Source organism: Massilia frigida (genome assembly GCF_011682175.1).
Classification (GTDB): domain Bacteria; phylum Pseudomonadota; class Gammaproteobacteria; order Burkholderiales; family Burkholderiaceae_D; genus Telluria_A; species Telluria_A frigida.
Genome location: NZ_WHJG01000012.1, coordinates 42,767 through 57,601 on the forward strand (window position 1 = coordinate 42,767; position 14,835 = coordinate 57,601).

The 14,835-nt window shown below is 65.0% G+C and carries 13 protein-coding genes; 3 read left to right on the forward strand and 10 right to left on the reverse strand.

The genetic code is table 11. From position 1 onward, the window contains the following. Window position 1: 1 nt before the first annotated feature. The 10 genes from F2P44_RS13835 to F2P44_RS13880 form a co-directional block, all read right to left on the reverse strand. Complete coding sequence (locus F2P44_RS13835; protein WP_167087301.1) at window positions 2-709, reverse strand: prepilin-type N-terminal cleavage/methylation domain-containing protein; 708 nt, start codon at window positions 707-709, stop codon at window positions 2-4. Next, window positions 706-1,098 carry a hypothetical protein gene (locus F2P44_RS13840; RefSeq protein ID WP_167087303.1) on the reverse strand — a complete coding sequence of 131 codons (393 nt, stop codon included), beginning with the start codon at window positions 1,096-1,098 and terminating at the stop codon, window positions 706-708. The genes F2P44_RS13835 and F2P44_RS13840 overlap by 4 nt, the downstream gene beginning before the upstream one ends. Next, entirely contained in the window at window positions 1,095-1,757 is a 663-nt protein-coding gene (locus tag F2P44_RS13845) for a hypothetical protein (protein WP_167087305.1), read from the reverse strand. The genes F2P44_RS13840 and F2P44_RS13845 overlap by 4 nt, the downstream gene beginning before the upstream one ends. Further along, window positions 1,757-3,325, reverse strand: a complete 1,569-nt coding sequence (locus F2P44_RS13850) for a hypothetical protein (RefSeq protein WP_167087307.1) — start codon at window positions 3,323-3,325, stop codon at window positions 1,757-1,759. The genes F2P44_RS13845 and F2P44_RS13850 overlap by 1 nt, the downstream gene beginning before the upstream one ends. A gap of 2 nt (window positions 3,326-3,327) precedes the next feature. Then, a complete protein-coding gene (locus F2P44_RS13855; RefSeq protein WP_167087309.1) occupies window positions 3,328-4,533 on the reverse strand; it encodes a type II secretion system F family protein in 1,206 nt (401 codons plus the stop codon). Next, window positions 4,533-6,236, reverse strand: a complete 1,704-nt coding sequence (locus F2P44_RS13860) for a GspE/PulE family protein (RefSeq protein WP_167087311.1) — start codon at window positions 6,234-6,236, stop codon at window positions 4,533-4,535. Before F2P44_RS13860 ends, F2P44_RS13855 begins: the two co-directional genes overlap by 1 nt. 4 nt (window positions 6,237-6,240) lie before the next feature. Next, on the reverse strand, window positions 6,241-7,527 hold the full coding sequence (locus F2P44_RS13865; protein WP_167087313.1) for a tetratricopeptide repeat protein: 1,287 nt from the start codon (window positions 7,525-7,527) through the stop codon (window positions 6,241-6,243). Further along, the gene (locus tag F2P44_RS13870; RefSeq protein WP_167087315.1) at window positions 7,524-9,380 is read right to left on the reverse strand and encodes a pilus (MSHA type) biogenesis protein MshL; all 1,857 of its coding nucleotides are present in this window, start codon (window positions 9,378-9,380) and stop codon (window positions 7,524-7,526) included. The genes F2P44_RS13865 and F2P44_RS13870 overlap by 4 nt, the downstream gene beginning before the upstream one ends. A 67-nt stretch (window positions 9,381-9,447) precedes the next feature. After that, window positions 9,448-10,374 carry an ExeA family protein gene (locus F2P44_RS13875; protein ID WP_229423543.1) on the reverse strand — a complete coding sequence of 309 codons (927 nt, stop codon included), beginning with the start codon at window positions 10,372-10,374 and terminating at the stop codon, window positions 9,448-9,450. Then, window positions 10,362-11,078: an ABC transporter ATP-binding protein gene (locus F2P44_RS13880; RefSeq protein ID WP_167087317.1), complete on the reverse strand. Its 717-nt coding sequence runs from the start codon at window positions 11,076-11,078 to the stop codon at window positions 10,362-10,364. The genes F2P44_RS13875 and F2P44_RS13880 overlap by 13 nt, the downstream gene beginning before the upstream one ends. A gap of 270 nt (window positions 11,079-11,348) precedes the next feature. On the opposite strand from F2P44_RS13880, the gene F2P44_RS13885 reads away from it, so the two are divergent. The 3 genes from F2P44_RS13885 to F2P44_RS13895 are packed head-to-tail and all read left to right on the forward strand — an operon-like array spanning window position 11,349 to window position 14,809. Further along, window positions 11,349-13,052 carry a GspE/PulE family protein gene (locus tag F2P44_RS13885; protein ID WP_167087318.1) on the forward strand — a complete coding sequence of 568 codons (1,704 nt, stop codon included), beginning with the start codon at window positions 11,349-11,351 and terminating at the stop codon, window positions 13,050-13,052. Between the two features lie 3 nt (window positions 13,053-13,055). Further along, window positions 13,056-14,291: a type II secretion system F family protein gene (locus F2P44_RS13890; RefSeq protein WP_167087320.1), complete on the forward strand. Its 1,236-nt coding sequence runs from the start codon at window positions 13,056-13,058 to the stop codon at window positions 14,289-14,291. Further along, the gene (locus F2P44_RS13895; RefSeq protein WP_167087322.1) at window positions 14,288-14,809 is read left to right on the forward strand and encodes a type II secretion system protein; all 522 of its coding nucleotides are present in this window, start codon (window positions 14,288-14,290) and stop codon (window positions 14,807-14,809) included. Before F2P44_RS13890 ends, F2P44_RS13895 begins: the two co-directional genes overlap by 4 nt. The last annotated feature ends 26 nt before the right edge of the window (window positions 14,810-14,835 follow it).

Sequence of the window (14,835 nt, forward strand, 5' to 3'; positions counted from 1 at the left end):
GCTAGCGCGGCAGCGTTCCGGCGGCAACCATGCGGTTGAACAGCACATTCGGCGAGACCCAGATGACCAGGTCGTCGTACTCGCCGCCCGGCGCGGCGGGGCTGTCGCTCGGCGTACGCGCCACGAAGGCGATGCCGGCGCTGCTGGCGTTGGTGCGCTCGTCGACGTTGCTGCTGCTCGTATCCATGCTGCGGACACCGGTGTCGCCAAAGCCGCCGGCACCGTTTTTCCCGTGCGAGACGATCACCGCCGGAATATCGTTGATGCCGGTCGCCGCCACCACGTTGCCGCGCGCATCGCGCGTGCCGATGGTGATGTCGCGCGCGGTCTGCAGCGTGAACATGGTCTGGCTGTTGCTGTACGCCGGCGACACGCTGTAGTGATATGCGTGCCCCCAGCTATCGAGCTTGGGCAGGCCGAGCGTGGCCCACGGCAGCACGCCCTGGCGCTTGCCATCGCGGCAGGTGGCACCAATCCGGTCTTCCAGCCCGTTGACCGGCGAGACGGCGGGGCAGGGCAGGTAGCCGTTGCGCAGCGCGAAACCCATCAGCGCTTCGCGTGCTTCGTCCATCGTTTTCTGGGTATCGCTGATCTTGCGCTGTTCCATCTGCACCGCCAGCGGGGTCAGTAGCCCCCCGATCATCAGTCCGACGATCACCAGCACCACGGCCATTTCGACCAGGCTGAATCCCTGCCGCGCGCGCGTCATGGCTTCTCGACGTCGGTGACGGTGCCGGCGTTCACGTCAACGCTCTGCCCGGGTTTGAGCACCACCTTCTGGCCGGAGGGCAGCGTCAGCGTCACGCGTGGCGCCTGCGCCGGTCCGCTGAAGCGGTTGCGCGCGCCTTCCTGCGCCTCGTTGTTCACCCACACGGTGGACTTGCCGCTGCTGCGCCGCACGAAGCCATTCACGGTCATCGGCTGCGGCGCGGGTGCCGCTTCCACCACCGGTGCGGGCGGTGCCGCGATCAGGCCGCGCTGGACGTCGAGCTGATGGCGTTCAGCCGGCGTCGTGAACAGGCGCCCCATCGGCGCCGTCTGGGCCCGGGCGTTCAGGGTTGCGCCGAGCAGCAGGCAGGCGGCGACGGTGGGTTTCATGGCGATTCCTTCGCAATCGGCTGCGGCGTGGCGCCGAGCGTCAGCCAGACCAGGGTGCAGTTGGCCGTCAGGCGCGCCACGCCAATCGATTCGGCCGGTGCGTCGGTGCGTTTCAGCTTGCAGTCCTGGACCGTGAAGCGCCCGGCGCCGCGCAGGTCGTCGATGAAGTGGAACAGGTCCAGTTCGTGCACCAGCCCGAGTTCCACGCGCATGCGGCTACCGCGCAGCTGGTAGTCGCCCAGCGCCATCGGGGAATGGAAGGCAAGCGGCTGCTGCACGTCGATGTCGTAACTGGCCGAAACCAGCTTGCGCGTGAGCTGGATCGATTTGATCGATTCAATCCACGCCAGCCGGTTCTCGTCGCCGATCAAGCCGCCCGCCTGCAGTTCCGCAAAGCGCGGCTGGTAGATGGCGATGTCCTGCTTTTCCGATTCGACGTTCTGGAAGCGGCTGGCCGCCGCGCCGCGCTCCTGGGCCGCTTGCGCCAGCGATGCCGCCTGCCGCGCGCCGGACCAGGTGGCCGCGCCCACCAGCAGCACGGCGGCGCCCAGCACCCCGGCGCACAGCCGGGCGGACGGCGCGATCATGCCGATTTCATCGCGCCAGGTGGGTACGCGGGCGTCGCTCGGCTTGCGGCGCAGGGCGTTCGGCTTGGCCATCATGGTTTCCAGGTCACGTTGATGACGAAGCGGGGCTTGACGCCGGCCTCGCCGGTGTCGGTCTTGCCGCTTAACTTGACGCTCTGGCGCACGTCGAGCGGCGCTTCGACAATGTGCACCGCCACGCCGGGATTGCCCGCCATGTCGAGCGCGAACTGATTCACGCTGTCGAGAATGGCGCGGTAATCCGACCGCCCGAATTCAATCTCGCCATCGATGCGCAGCACCTGCACCGGCGCCGATGGCAGGCCGACCAGGCTCGCCGCGATCGGCTCGACGGCGTCGCCGGCGGCCGGTGCCGCGAGACTGGCGACGGCGCCGGGCTGCGCGAGCGCCGGCTGCTGCACTTGCCAGTCGAGCGCCAGCAGGCGGATCGCGGAGGCGCGGTCGAGCGCACGGCTCACCAGCGCCACCAGCGGCGCCGGCGCGGGGGCGGTGGCACCGAGCAGGCGGTCAAGCCGCACCGCGCCCTTCATGTTGGCGCTGCGCGCGGGCGTCGGCGGCAGCGTCGCCATGATGGCGCGGTAGCGCGCATCGAGCTGCGCCGCCTCGGCCAGCAGGCGCGTGGCTTCCCGGCCATCGCGCACGCTGCCCCACACGCTCCCGAGCAGCCAAATGGCGCCGACGACGGCAATCGCGGCGCTGGCGCCGTTGAGCGCCAGGCGCGCGCGCCAGGTCTGGTAAAAGCGCCCGGCCGCGCCAAGCGGGTACTGGCTGGGCGGGGAGTCGCGGCCCAGCAGGCCAAGCAACAGCTGTTCGGCCGTGCACACGTCGCCGGCCAGTTTCAGGCGCGCGCAGGCGCTGTCGATGTCGATGAAGTGGAAGGCGACCTCCGGATCGTCTTCGCAGCGTTCTTCCAGCGCCGCCACGCGCGCCGAGGGCGCGAGTACCACCACGTGCAGCATGTCGCCCCTTCCCAGCAAGCGGGTACTGGTCAGGAATTGCTGCATCTTGGCTGTTTCGAGGGCGGTGGCGTCGACCACGTCGTCGTGCGCGGCCAGCACCGTCAGGCGGGAAAATTTCAGGTACTGGCGCTGGAAATAGCTCTGGCGCAGGCCGCCGCCCTGTTCGGCGATCAGCAGCAGATGGTCCTGGGCGATGCCCATGCGGCGCACCAGCTGCGCCGACAGGTGGACCGCCGAATACAGGCCGGCCAGCGCGATCCTGTTCTGCTCCATCGCGGCCACCCACGGCTGCACCATGGCGGCGTTGGTCAGGGCCGAGAACACGGTGTGGTCGTCGCGCCGGCCTTCGCTATCGCGGTCCTGGATGTCGGCGTGGCGGAACGGCGTGTCGCGGAAGGCGTGCGTGAGGCGCCGCTCGACCAGGCTGCGTCCGGCGCGGCCACCCACGTGCGGCAGCAGGCAGCGCTGGAAGTCTTCTTCGACCAGGTCGGCCACGAGGTAGGCGCGCGTGCCTTGCGCGCCATCGAGGTAGCGCGCAAAGGCGTCCATGCCGTCACGGTCGGCGGAAAAGCAGGGCCCGGGCGTGAGCGTGCCGGCGCGCCAGTCGAAGGCGCACAGCCGGTCGTTCGTCACATAGAATAATTGTTTGGGCAGCACTGCCATCCTCAGGTTTTCAACTGGCTCATGGTGTCGTAGATCGGTCCCAGCACGGATAGCATGATCCATCCGAGCAGCAGGCCAAGCGTGACCGTCATGGCCGGTTCGATCAGCGACTGCACGCGTTCGATCATTTCCTTCACTTCCCGATTATAGAAGTAGCTGACGTTGCGCAGGGCGTTGTCGAGCGAGCCGGTGGCCTCGCCCACGCGCAGCATGCGCAGCACCAGCGGCGGGAAGATGCTGCTGTTCTGGAACGCCAGCGTGACGCTCTGGCCGTCCGAGATCAATTGCGCGGCGCGCTGCAGGCCGGCGGCGACCACGCGGTTGGCGACGATGCCTTCGGACAGGCGGATGCATTCGAGGATGGTGATGCCGGAACCGTACATCAGCCCAAAAAACGTGGCGAAGCGCGCCAGGATGATCTTGTGCAGCACGGGCCCGATCAGCGGCAGGCGCAGTTTGAGGCCGTCGGCCAGCATGCGCGCGCTGTCGCTGCGGCGCAGCCATGCGCGCCCGCCAAAGTACGCCACCAGCGGCAGGGCGAGCAGGATGTACCAGTAGTGGATGAACACATTCGAGACGGCGATCAGCGCCCTGGTGTGGAACGGCAGCTTGCCGCCCATGTTCTTGATAAAGGAGGTCAGTTGCGGCACCAGCACGATCATCAGGAAAAAGGTCACGCCCAGCACCACGACGGCGACCACGATCGGGTAGGTGATGATTTTCCTGGTCTGGGCGGCCAGTTCGTCCTGCCATTTCAGGCTGTCGGACAGGTTGCGGAATACTTCGGCCAGTTTGCCGCTCGATTCGCCGGCGGTGATGAGGCTGGTGAAGGTGTTGTCGAACACTTCGTCATGGTGGCGCAGCGCTTCGGACAAGGTCAATCCACCTTCGATTGACTCGATCAGGTCCGTGACGATTTCGCGAAAGCGCGGGTGGTCAAGGGAGTCGCGCAGGTCGCCCAGGCCCTCCAGGATCGGCACGCCGGCGGCGCTCAGCTGCTCCATGTGAAAGCAGAAGTTGATCAGGTCCGCGCGCTTGACCACGCGCTTGCCGAAGGCGACCGCCTTCTGGCCGGCGATATGGAAGTCGATCAGGTCCAGCTCCATGCGGCGCAGGCGTAGCTCCAGGTCGGCGCTGTTGGTCGCGTCCATGGCGCCGGGTACCATCTGGCCGGCCAGGTCCATCGCGCGGTAGGCGTACAGCGGCATCAGGCCAGCCTGTCGGTCAGGTCGACCACGCGCGCCACTTCGTCGAGCGAGGTGGCGCCCTCCAGCACGCGGCGCATGCCGTCGTCCACCAGCGAGCGAAAACCGGCGGCGCGCGCCGTCTCTTTCAGGTCGCGCAGAGAGGCGCGGCGGGCGATGGCTTCGTCAATGTCGGCGTTCACCTTGAGCAGTTCCATGATCGCCATGCGGCCCTTGTAGCCCTGGTGGCCGCAGGCTTCGCAGCCGGCCGCGTGGCAGATGGTGGCCGGCGGGTCCTCGGCGTTCAATCCGAGTAGCCGGCGCTCGGTCGCGTCGGCAAGCGATTCGTTCTTGCACGCCTGGCACAGGCGCCGCACCAGGCGCTGCGCGATGATGCCGATGATGTTGCCGGCCATGATGTCGGGCAGGATGCCGATGTCGAGCAGGCGCGAGACCGAGCCGATGGCCGAATTGGTGTGCAGGGTCGTGTACACCTGGTGGCCGGTCATGGCTGCCGAAAACGCCATTTCGGCGGTTTCCCTGTCGCGCACTTCACCGACCAGGATGATGTCCGGGTCCTGGCGCATCATCGAGCGGATGCCGTCGGCAAAGCCCATCTTGGCCGATTCGTTGATCGAGGTCTGGCGGATCATGTTCATCGGGTACTCGACCGGGTCTTCCAGCGTCATGATGTTGACGCTCTCGGTGTTGATGTGGTTCAGGATCGAGTAGAGGGTGGTGGTCTTGCCGCTGCCGGTCGGCCCGGTCACGAGAATGACGCCGTGCGGCCGGGCGATCATCAGTTTCAAGAGGTGCAGTTCGTCCTCGCCCAAGCCCAGGCCGTCCAGCGGCACCAGTCCCTTTTGGCGATCGAGCACGCGCAGGACAAAATTTTCACCGTGCGTGGTCGGTTGGGCCGAGGCGCGAAAGTCGATCTGGCGTCCCGAAAACTTGATCGAGATGCGCCCGTCCTGCGGCGCGCGCGATTCGGCGATGTTCATATTGCTCATCACCTTCAGGCGCACCGCCATCGCCGGCCAGTACGACTTGTGCAGGCTGCGGATCTGGCGCAGGATGCCGTCGATGCGGTAGCGGATGCGCAGAAAACTCTGTTCCGGCTCGAAGTGGATGTCGGAGGCGCCATTTTGCACTGCGTCGGCCAGCAGCGCGTCCATCAGGCGCACCATCGGCTGGCTGTATTCGTCGGTGGTGGCGGCCATGGCGGCGTAATTGACTTCGCCGGTTTCAATCTCCAGCAAAATGCCGTCGATCGACAGTTCGAAGCCGTAATACTGGTCGATGGCGCGCGCGATGTCCGATTCGTTGACCAGCACCGGCGCAATCGTGATCCCCTTGACCAGCATGGCGCTGATCTGGTCCAGCGCGACGATGTTGCTGGTGTCGGCCATGGCCAGGATCAGGTTGTCGGTATCGCGCTCGTACACGATCGGGAACACACGGTAGCGCTTGGCCACGTCCTTGGGAATGAGTTTGAGGGCGATGGCGTCGACCACCAGGCTGGTGAGGTCGGCGCTTTGCTGGTTCAGGTTTTCGGACAGCGCTTCGCGCACCGTCGCTTCGGTGACGAAGCCGAGCGTGATCAAGAGTTTGCCGAGCGGCTCGCTGCTGCGTTTTTGTTCGATCAGCGCGATGCGCAGCTGGTCTTCGCTGATGACCCCTTTCTGGATCAGCAGTTTGCCGAGGGGGAATTTTGCATGTTCCGACATGCGGTTATTGCCCGCCCAGTTCGCGCGCGCGGGTGGCGGCCGCCTCGCGGTCGAAATTGACGGCGCCGCGCTGCGCCAGTTCCAGCGCGCGCTGGTAGTAGGTCAGCGCCAGTTTGCCCTGGTTCAGCCGGTCGAGGCCGATGGCCAGGTTGAAGGCGTAGTCGGCGTTGTTCGGATTGGCGGAATAGGCGCGGAAATAGTGCTGCTGGGCTTCCGGCCAGCGTCCCTGGCGCGCATACAGATTGCCCAGGGCGAACAGCAGCGGGCCGGATTCGGGATTGCGCTCGACCACGCGGCGCAGGCGTCCTTCGGACTGGCCCGGGTCGCCCTGGCGCACGCTGCTCAGGCCGGCCAGCGCATCGTTGTCGTTGGGATCGAGGTCGAGCAGGCGCGCGTAGATGCCGGCTGCCTGCTCGGCCTGGTTGTCGCGGGCGGCGAGGGCGGCCATGCCGAGCAGGGCGTCGCGATTGTTGGGGTCTTGCCGCAGCACCGTCTGGTAGCTTTGGCGCGCGGCCGGCAAGTCGCCATTGTTGTAGGCCGTAAAGCCATTCTGGAGCGAGGGGTTGAGCTGCTCGGGCTTGCTCACGCGGGCCACGCGGATGGCGCTGCTGTCGGCCGCCGCGGCCGGCGCGCGCGGCGCGGCTTGCGGCGCAGCTTGTTGCTGCAACTGTTGCAGGCGCATCGCTTCATCCGGCGGGATCTGGTCGCGCGAGGAGGGCGGGGGCGCCTGCGGCACGTAGGCCTGGACCGGCTGGGCTGGCTGTATCGGCGCCTCCGCGCCCGGCTGGGCGGCGATGACGGGAACGCCGGGCGCCACTGCGCCGGGGTCGGGGGCGGCCGGCTGGTTCTGGCCCGGCATCGGCACCATCGGCAAATGCCGGCTGGAACCGGGACCGTACACAGCGCTCCAGTACATGTAGGCGAACACGGCCGCGATCAGCAGGGCGATGCTGCCGAGGACGGCAATGCGGATGGTGCGCGCATCCATGCGCGCCATGGCGCGCTTCCGGGCCTTGACGCGCGGCGGTGGCGGTGGCGGGGCGTTGCGCGATCGGCGCGGTGGCGCGGCCTGCGGCTCCGGCACGAAGCCGATGGACGGCTCGGCGCGCGCCTCGGCCGGCCCCGCGTCGAGCGGCGACAGGCTCAGCGGCTCGGCGGCCGCGGCCTCCTCATGCGGCGCCAGTGCCAGTACCTCGTCGTAGGCTTCGGAGGGCTTGGCCAGTTCCTCGTCGGGAACGTGGTTTTGCTTGGCGCGCTCGGCTTTCTTGAGCGCCTGCATCAGGAGGCTCATGGTCGGTTCACCTTTGCGCGCACAGGTTCGGAGTACGGTTCGGATGATGCCGAACCTGCGCCGGTGCTGTCGGGCAGCAGGTAGCGGTAATCCTTGTAGTCGCCGTTGACGCTGGCGTTTTTCACCACCACCGGCCGGATGAAGATCACCAGTTCCGTCTTGCTGACTTTTTCATTGCGGTACGAGAAGAAATTGCCGATCACCGGCAGCACGCCCGCGCCCGGCACCGCATCCTTGGCGTTGTCCACCGAATCCTGCATCAGCCCGCCCAGCACGGAAATGTCGCCGCTGTAGACCTTGAGGATCGATTCGACTTCGCGCGCCTGGATCACGGGCACCTGGCTGGTCACCTTTTCGGCGGCCAGCGCCGGGTTCGGGTCGGTCACGTAGCCGACAATGCGGGTGATCGTCGGGCGCACGTTGAGGGTGACTTCGTCCGTGTCGGCAATCTGGGGCGTGACGCTCATCACAAAGCCGACCGGCACCGTTTCAAGCTTCGATTCGTAGGTGGCGGGCGTGGTGACGTTGCCATTCACGCCGATCACGGCGGGCGTCACCTTGATGGTGAAGAAAACGTTGTTGTCGACCACTTTCAGCATCGCGGTCTGGTTGTTCAGCACGCTGATCTTGGGACTGGACAGCACTTTGACCTTGCCGAACGATTCGAGCAGCTGGATCGCGGTGGTGATGTTGCCCAGCGCCGAGGCGGGATTCAGGTAATTGATCGAAAACAGTCCCGGCGTGGTGCCGACTGCCACGTTCGAGCTGGGCAGCGCGCTGCCGACAGACTTCTGGGTCAGGGTCAGCCCGCCGTGCAGGCGGCTCCAGTTGATGCCCTGCTGGTACTGGTCCGACAGGCGCACTTCGATGATGGTCGCTTCGATCAGCACCTGGCGCTTGGCACTGCCGAGCACGATGTCGAGGAATTGCTGGATCTTTTCGTGCTGGCGCCCTGTCGCGCGCACCGCCAGCAGCCCGCCCTCGGCATTGACGATGACCGATGGCGCGTTGCGCTGGCGCTCGTTCGAGGATGCGTTGAAGGCGGCCAGCACGGTGTCTGGCACGGCCTGCGGCGCGGGCTGGGTCGGCTGGTTCGGGTTCGCCGGGGCTGCGCCGGCGGCGGATGGCGGGGGCGCCGACGAGATCGTACTCGGCGCGTCACCCAGCGTCGTGTCGCGCAGCATGTCGCGGATATTCTTTTCCAGGCTGCCCCAGAAATTGTTTTCCGAGCGGTTGGTCACCGAGGTCGTCGAATTGTTGTTGCTCGACCCTCCGGGCGCGGCCGCGCCACCGCTGGTGGTGCCGTTGGCGTTGGTCAGCGTGGGGCTGCTGGAGCCGCCGCCGGTGGTCGATATCTGGGTGGCGATGTTGACACTGCTGTTGGTGCTGCGCGCCATGTTGACGTAGTCGACCTTGTAATTACGCCACACGGGGGTATCAGGCAGCACGGTCAGGGTGGCGCCATCGATTTCGTAGCGCATGTCCACCTGCCGCGATATGCGGGTCAGGAGCTGCGGCAGGGTCTGGTCGAGCGCGTTCAGGGTCACCGTGCCGTCGATGCCGGGATGGATATCGACATTCAGGCGGGCGTCGCGCGCCAGCGCGAACAGCAGCGACTGCACCGGCACCTTGTGCACCGTGACGCTGTAGGTTTCGGCCTTGGGCGTGGCCTTCGGTGGCGGCAGCGGCGCGCTGTGCATGACCGGGTCGGGAATCCGTCCGGCCGCCGGCGGCGCCTGGGTCACATGCGATGGCGAACCGGGCAGGGTAGGCGTGGCACACGCGCTCAAGAAGGCGCAGGCAATGGCAGTCCCGGCGGTGCTCAGCGGAAAAACGGATTTTTTCAGGGTCATTGGTGCGCTCTTGAATGCCATGACACAATAATGGCGGAAAAGTAAGCGTGGGGCAATTGCTGCACGCCTAATGAAAGAAGATGCTGCGCGAAACGAGCCACGCCAGCAACGCCAGCGTGGCCGCGCCAAGGCCGGCCAGGGCCAGGGTCTTGCCCGTGGAGCCGCCGCTGGCGGCAAAGGCGCAGTCGGCGATGGCCGCCTTGGCGTGGCGCGCTTCGACCCGGTCGGATTCGTCGATGTAGGCGGCCATCAGGGCTTTGTCCGCGAGGATATTGATGCGGCGGACGATGCCTTGCGATACGCGCGCGATCTGCCTGGTCGCGGCGGCGCTGAACACGGCCGGGCCGTTGTAGCCGGCCGCATGCAGGCGAAATGCCAGGAAGTCGGGAATCACGTCGGGCGGCATGGCCGGCACCACCAAGTTGTGGGTGATGCGCTCCTTGAACTGGCGCATGCTGGCCAGGTTCAGGTGCTCATCGAGCTCGGGCTGGCCGAACAGTACGATCTGCAGCAGCTTGTGGCGCGCCGTTTCCAGGTTGGAGAACAGGCGCACCTCTTCCAGCGTGTCGAGCGGCATGGCCTGGGCTTCCTCGACCAGCAGCACCACCTGCTTGCCGGCGCTGTGGCGGGCGATCAGGTCGGCCTGGAGCATGCGCGTGACTTCGTCGATGCGCTTGCCGGTCACGTCGAGTTCGAGTTCGCCGGCGATGGCGTAGGCGACCTCGGTGTTTTTCAACGTGGGATTGGCCAGGTAGATCACATCGATGTGCGGCGGCAGCTGGTTTTCCAGCATGCGGCACAGCATGGTCTTGCCGCTGCCGACTTCGCCCGTGACCTTGATGATGCCTTCACCGTGCTCGACCGCGTAGAGCAGGGCGTCGAGAATCTCGCCGCGTGTGTTGCCGGCGTAGAAAAAGACGGGATTGGGCGTGATGCCGAAGGGCGACTGCTGCAGGCCGAAGTGCTGGTGGTACATGGGGTTCAGTGCACGCATGCGAGGAAGGCCTGTTCCAGCGTGGCGGCGCCGTAGGTATCGCGGCAGGCGGCCGGGGTGCCGGTGAAGCGCAGCTGGCCGTCGTGCAGGATGGCCACGCGGTCGCACAGTTCTTCGATGTCGGCCAGCGCGTGCGAGCTGAAAAATACGGTGGCGCCCTGGCTGCGTGCGTTTCGCAGACGCTCTTTCAGGCGGGCGCGCGCTTTCGGATCGAGGCCGCTCATGGGCTCGTCCAGCACATAGGCTTGTTTGTTGGACAGGAAGCAGGCGGCCAGGCCGAGTTTTTGGGTCATGCCCTTGGAGTGCTTGCGCACCGGCAGGGACAGCGCCGCGTGGTCGAGCTCGAGCGCGTCGAGCATGGCGTGGGCGGCTGTGGCGTCGTAGGCGTTGCCATGCAGTCTGGCCATGTACTTGAGGAATTCGGCGCCGCTGAGGTAGTAGGGCGGCGTGAAGCGTTCGGGCAGGAAGGCGAGCGGACGGCGCGCCCCGGCCAGGCGGTGGCCGTGGCCGAAAATCTCGATGCTGCCGGACTCGAACGAGACGAAGTCGAACAGGCATTTCAGGAGGCTGGTCTTGCCGGCGCCATTCACGCCGACCAGGCCGACGCATTCCCCTGCCGCGATGTCGAGGTCGATGCCTGCCAGCACCGGCGCGCCGGCGTAGCGTTTGACAAGCTGGCGGAAGCGCAGCGCGGGTGTGCTCATGTTGACAATGTTGGCAGTGGTAGCAAGGTTGACAGGGAGCGACGCTCCGACTGTAGCGCATTCAGTGTCGCTTGCACAATGGTTGCACGTTCGCACGACACAAAATCGTTGTGAATGTAAAAAACGAGTGTTTCTGGAATAGAATAGTTCGACGGCTTCTCGCGCCCCGAGGCGAATACCGCTATCTTAAGAATGACGGTTTTGGGTGTAGCGATAGACGTGCGCAGCGACCGTCTTATCCACTCGACAAGCACATCAACAAAGGTCTTCATGGCACGCCCAGAAAAAGTCCGCCTCGGCGAAATCCTCGTCCAGCAAAAGCTGTTATCCGAAGACCAATTGAGTGCGGCGTTGCAAGACCAGAAACGCACCGGCCGCAAACTGGGCCGGGTGTTCATCGAAAACGGTTTCGTGACCGAGGAGCAAATCTCGGGCGCGCTGGCCAAGCAGCTCGACATTCCGTACATTAATCTCAAGTTTTACAACACCAACCCGGACATCGTGCGCCAGTTGCCGGAAACCCAGGCCCGGCGTTTCCGCGCCATCGCGCTGGAAGACCGGCGCGGCGCGCTGCTGATCGGCATGTCGGACCCGACCGACCTGTTCGCCTACGACGAGATCGCACGCCTGGTCAAACGCAATATCGAACTGGCCGTGGTCAACGAGACCGAGGTGCTCGCTGCAATCGACCGCATCTACCGCCGCACCGATGAAATCACCGACTTCGCGCGCGAGCTGGAACAGGACCTGGGCGACACCTTCGTCGACTTCGGCACCCTGGCCGCCAATCCGAACCTGGAAGAGGCGCCCATCGTCAAGCTGCTGCAATCGGTGTTCGACGACGCCACCCAGGTGCGCGCCTCGGATATCCACATCGAACCGCAGGAAACCCGGCTGCAAATCCGCTTCCGCATCGATGGCGTGCTGCACCTGCAAACCGAGGCCGATATCAAGATCGCCACGCCGCTGGCGCTGCGCCTGAAACTCATGTCCGACCTCGACATTTCCGAAAAGCGCTTGCCGCAAGATGGCCGTTTCGCCGTCAAGGTCAAGCAGCAGCGCATCGACGTGCGGATTTCGACCATGCCGACCCAGTACGGTGAATCGGTCGTGATGCGGCTGCTGAACCAGGGCGGCACCACCCTGCGGCTGGACGCGATCGGCATGCCGGCGCGCCTGGTCGAAAAATTCCGCGCCATCGTGCAGCGCCCCAACGGCCTGGTGCTGGTTACCGGCCCGACGGGTAGCGGCAAGACCACCACCCTGTACAGCGCGCTGGCGGAACTCAATTCTGTCGAGAAAAAGCTGATCACGGTGGAAGATCCGGTCGAGTACCGCCTGGCCGGCATCAACCAGGTGCAGGTGAACGAAAAAATCGACCTGTCGTTCGCGCGCGTGCTGCGCTCCGCACTGCGCCAGGATCCGGACATTGTGCTGGTCGGCGAGATGCGCGACCAGGAAACCGCCCAGATCGGCCTGCGCGCCGCCATGACGGGCCACTTGGTGCTCTCCACCCTGCACACCAACGATGCCGCCAGCACGCCGCTGCGCCTGATGGACATGGGCGTGCCGCGCTACATGGTGGGCAGCTCGCTGCAAGCGGTGCTGGCGCAGCGCCTGGTGCGTGTCATTTGCGAAAGTTGCACCACTACTTACCAGCTGACGCCGACCGAGCGTGAATGGCTGCGCGCGGAGTTGCACGAGCATGCCGAGAGCACCCAGTTTTTCCACGGCAAAGGATGTTCGCATTGCAACGGCATGGGTTACCGCGGCCGTACCGGCGTGTACGAGCTGCTGGAAATGACGCGCGCCGTGGTCGATGCGGCCAACCATCCCGATCCGGCCCACTTCCTGAAAGCGGCGCACGCCGAGATGCAGGGCGAAACGCTGCGCCGCCACGCCGTGCAGCTGGCCGTGCAGGGCCGCACCACGGTGTCCGAAGCGATGCGCATCAGTAACCAGATCGAGGAATAAACCGTGCCGTTTTTCGCCTACAAGGGACGCAATGCCAAAGGCGAGCTGATGCAAGGCGTGCTGGAGGGGGCCGATAGCGGGGCCGTGGCCGACCAGCTGTTCGGCAACGGCGTCACGCCGCTCGACATCAGCCCGACCAGCCGCGCCGTCACCAGCGGCGGCGACGAGGAAAGCTGGCTCGACCGCATGTTCGAGAAAAAAGTCACCTCGATGGATGTGCAGTTATTCAGCCGTCAACTCTACACCTTGCTCAAATCCGGCGTGCCGATCATGCGCGGGCTGGCCGGGCTGCAGGAGTCGGCCATCAGCAAGTCGTTCGGCAAGGTGATCAAGGATTTGCGCGAGTCGCTCGATTCCGGGCGCGAACTGTCGGCGGCCATGCGCCGCCATCCGGCCGTGTTTTCCAATTTTTACCTGTCGATGGTGCGCGTGGGCGAAATGACCGGGCGCCTGGAAGATGTGTTCCTGCGCCTGTTCGACCACCTCGAATTCGACCGCGACATGCGCGAGCGGGTGAAAACCGCCACGCGCTACCCGATGTTCGTGATGATCGCCATGCTGCTGGCGATGATCGTGGTGAATATTTTCGTCATTCCCCAGTTCGTGAAGGTGTTCGAGAGCTTCAATTCGCAGTTGCCGCTGATGACGCGCATCCTGATCGCCAGTTCGAACTTCATGGTGCGCTTCTGGCCGGCGCTGCTGGGGCTCTCGGTGGTGGGGTTTTTCGGCTGGCGCACGTATATCAATTCGACCGAGGGCCGCATGTGGTGGGACCGCGTGCGCCTGCGCATCCCGATTGCCGGCAAAATCATCCTGAAAGGCACCATGGCGCGCTTTGCGCGCAGCTTCGCGCTGTCGATGAAGAGCGGGGTGCCGATGGTGCAGGCGCTCACGGTGGTGTCGCAAACGGTCGACAATGCCTATCTGTCGTCGCGCGTGGAACAGATGCGCGATGGCGTCGAGCGCGGCGAGAGCATCTTGCGCACGGCGGTGGCGGCCGGGGTATTTACGCCGATCGTGCTGCAAATGGTCGCGGTGGGCGAGGAAACCGGCTCGCTCGACGACTTGATGGATGAAATCGGCCAGATGTACGAGCGCGAAGTCGATTATGAGCTCAAGACGCTATCGGCCCAGATCGAGCCGATCATGATCGTGTTCCTGGGGGCGATGGTGCTGGTGCTGGCGCTGGGCATCTTCCTGCCGATCTGGGACTTGGGCAAAGCGGCTTTGCATAAATGAGACAGATTGCCACTCCGTCAAGCGCAGTGCGCGCCAGCGGCTTTTCGCTGCTGGAAATGGCGGTGTGCACGGTGGTGATCGCGCTGTTGACCGGTGTGCTTTTACAACGCTTGCTCTACTATCGCGAACAGGCCGAACTGGCCGCAGTGGAACAGCTGGCAGGCGTGCTGCGCACTGCCTTGCTGCTCAAGACGGGGCAATTGCAAGCCCGTGGAAAGGAGGCCGAAATCCCCTCTCTCATTGGGAAAAACCCGATCGATTGGCTGACTGAAAAACCACGCAATTATGCCGGCGAATACTTCGCGCCGACCCCGGCCCAGGTCGCTCCCGGCCACTGGTATTTCGACCTGAAAACAAAAACCTTGGTCTACTTGATAAGTAAGGAAAAGAAATTTCCACAAGGCACTGCGAATCGCATTCACTTCAAGGTAGAATTCTCTCGCTTGCCCACAATCCCCGCCAAGCAGAGTGGTACGCCAGAAACAAGGACCGTTGCCCTTACTCAAGTTAATAGATAATCCGCCGTTAAAGAATACGGTAGTCG

Excerpts from the sequence above, each read along its gene's own strand:
- F2P44_RS13885 (WP_167087318.1), top strand. The coding sequence starts at position 11,349 with ATGGCACGCCCAGAAAAAGTCCGCCTCGGCGAAATCCTCGTCCAGCAA.
- F2P44_RS13835 (WP_167087301.1), bottom strand. The coding sequence starts at position 709 with ATGACGCGCGCGCGGCAGGGATTCAGCCTGGTCGAAATGGCCGTGGTG.
- F2P44_RS13865 (WP_167087313.1), bottom strand. The coding sequence starts at position 7,527 with ATGAGCCTCCTGATGCAGGCGCTCAAGAAAGCCGAGCGCGCCAAGCAA.
- F2P44_RS13850 (WP_167087307.1), bottom strand. The coding sequence starts at position 3,325 with ATGGCAGTGCTGCCCAAACAATTATTCTATGTGACGAACGACCGGCTG.
- F2P44_RS13855 (WP_167087309.1), bottom strand. The coding sequence starts at position 4,533 with ATGCCGCTGTACGCCTACCGCGCGATGGACCTGGCCGGCCAGATGGTA.
- F2P44_RS13875 (WP_229423543.1), bottom strand. The coding sequence starts at position 10,374 with ATGCGTGCACTGAACCCCATGTACCACCAGCACTTCGGCCTGCAGCAG.
- F2P44_RS13860 (WP_167087311.1), bottom strand. The coding sequence starts at position 6,236 with ATGTCGGAACATGCAAAATTCCCCCTCGGCAAACTGCTGATCCAGAAA.
- F2P44_RS13870 (WP_167087315.1), bottom strand. The coding sequence starts at position 9,380 with ATGACCCTGAAAAAATCCGTTTTTCCGCTGAGCACCGCCGGGACTGCC.
- F2P44_RS13845 (WP_167087305.1), bottom strand. The coding sequence starts at position 1,757 with ATGGCCAAGCCGAACGCCCTGCGCCGCAAGCCGAGCGACGCCCGCGTA.
- F2P44_RS13880 (WP_167087317.1), bottom strand. The coding sequence starts at position 11,078 with ATGAGCACACCCGCGCTGCGCTTCCGCCAGCTTGTCAAACGCTACGCC.
- F2P44_RS13840 (WP_167087303.1), bottom strand. The coding sequence starts at position 1,098 with ATGAAACCCACCGTCGCCGCCTGCCTGCTGCTCGGCGCAACCCTGAAC.
- F2P44_RS13895 (WP_167087322.1), top strand. The coding sequence starts at position 14,288 with ATGAGACAGATTGCCACTCCGTCAAGCGCAGTGCGCGCCAGCGGCTTT.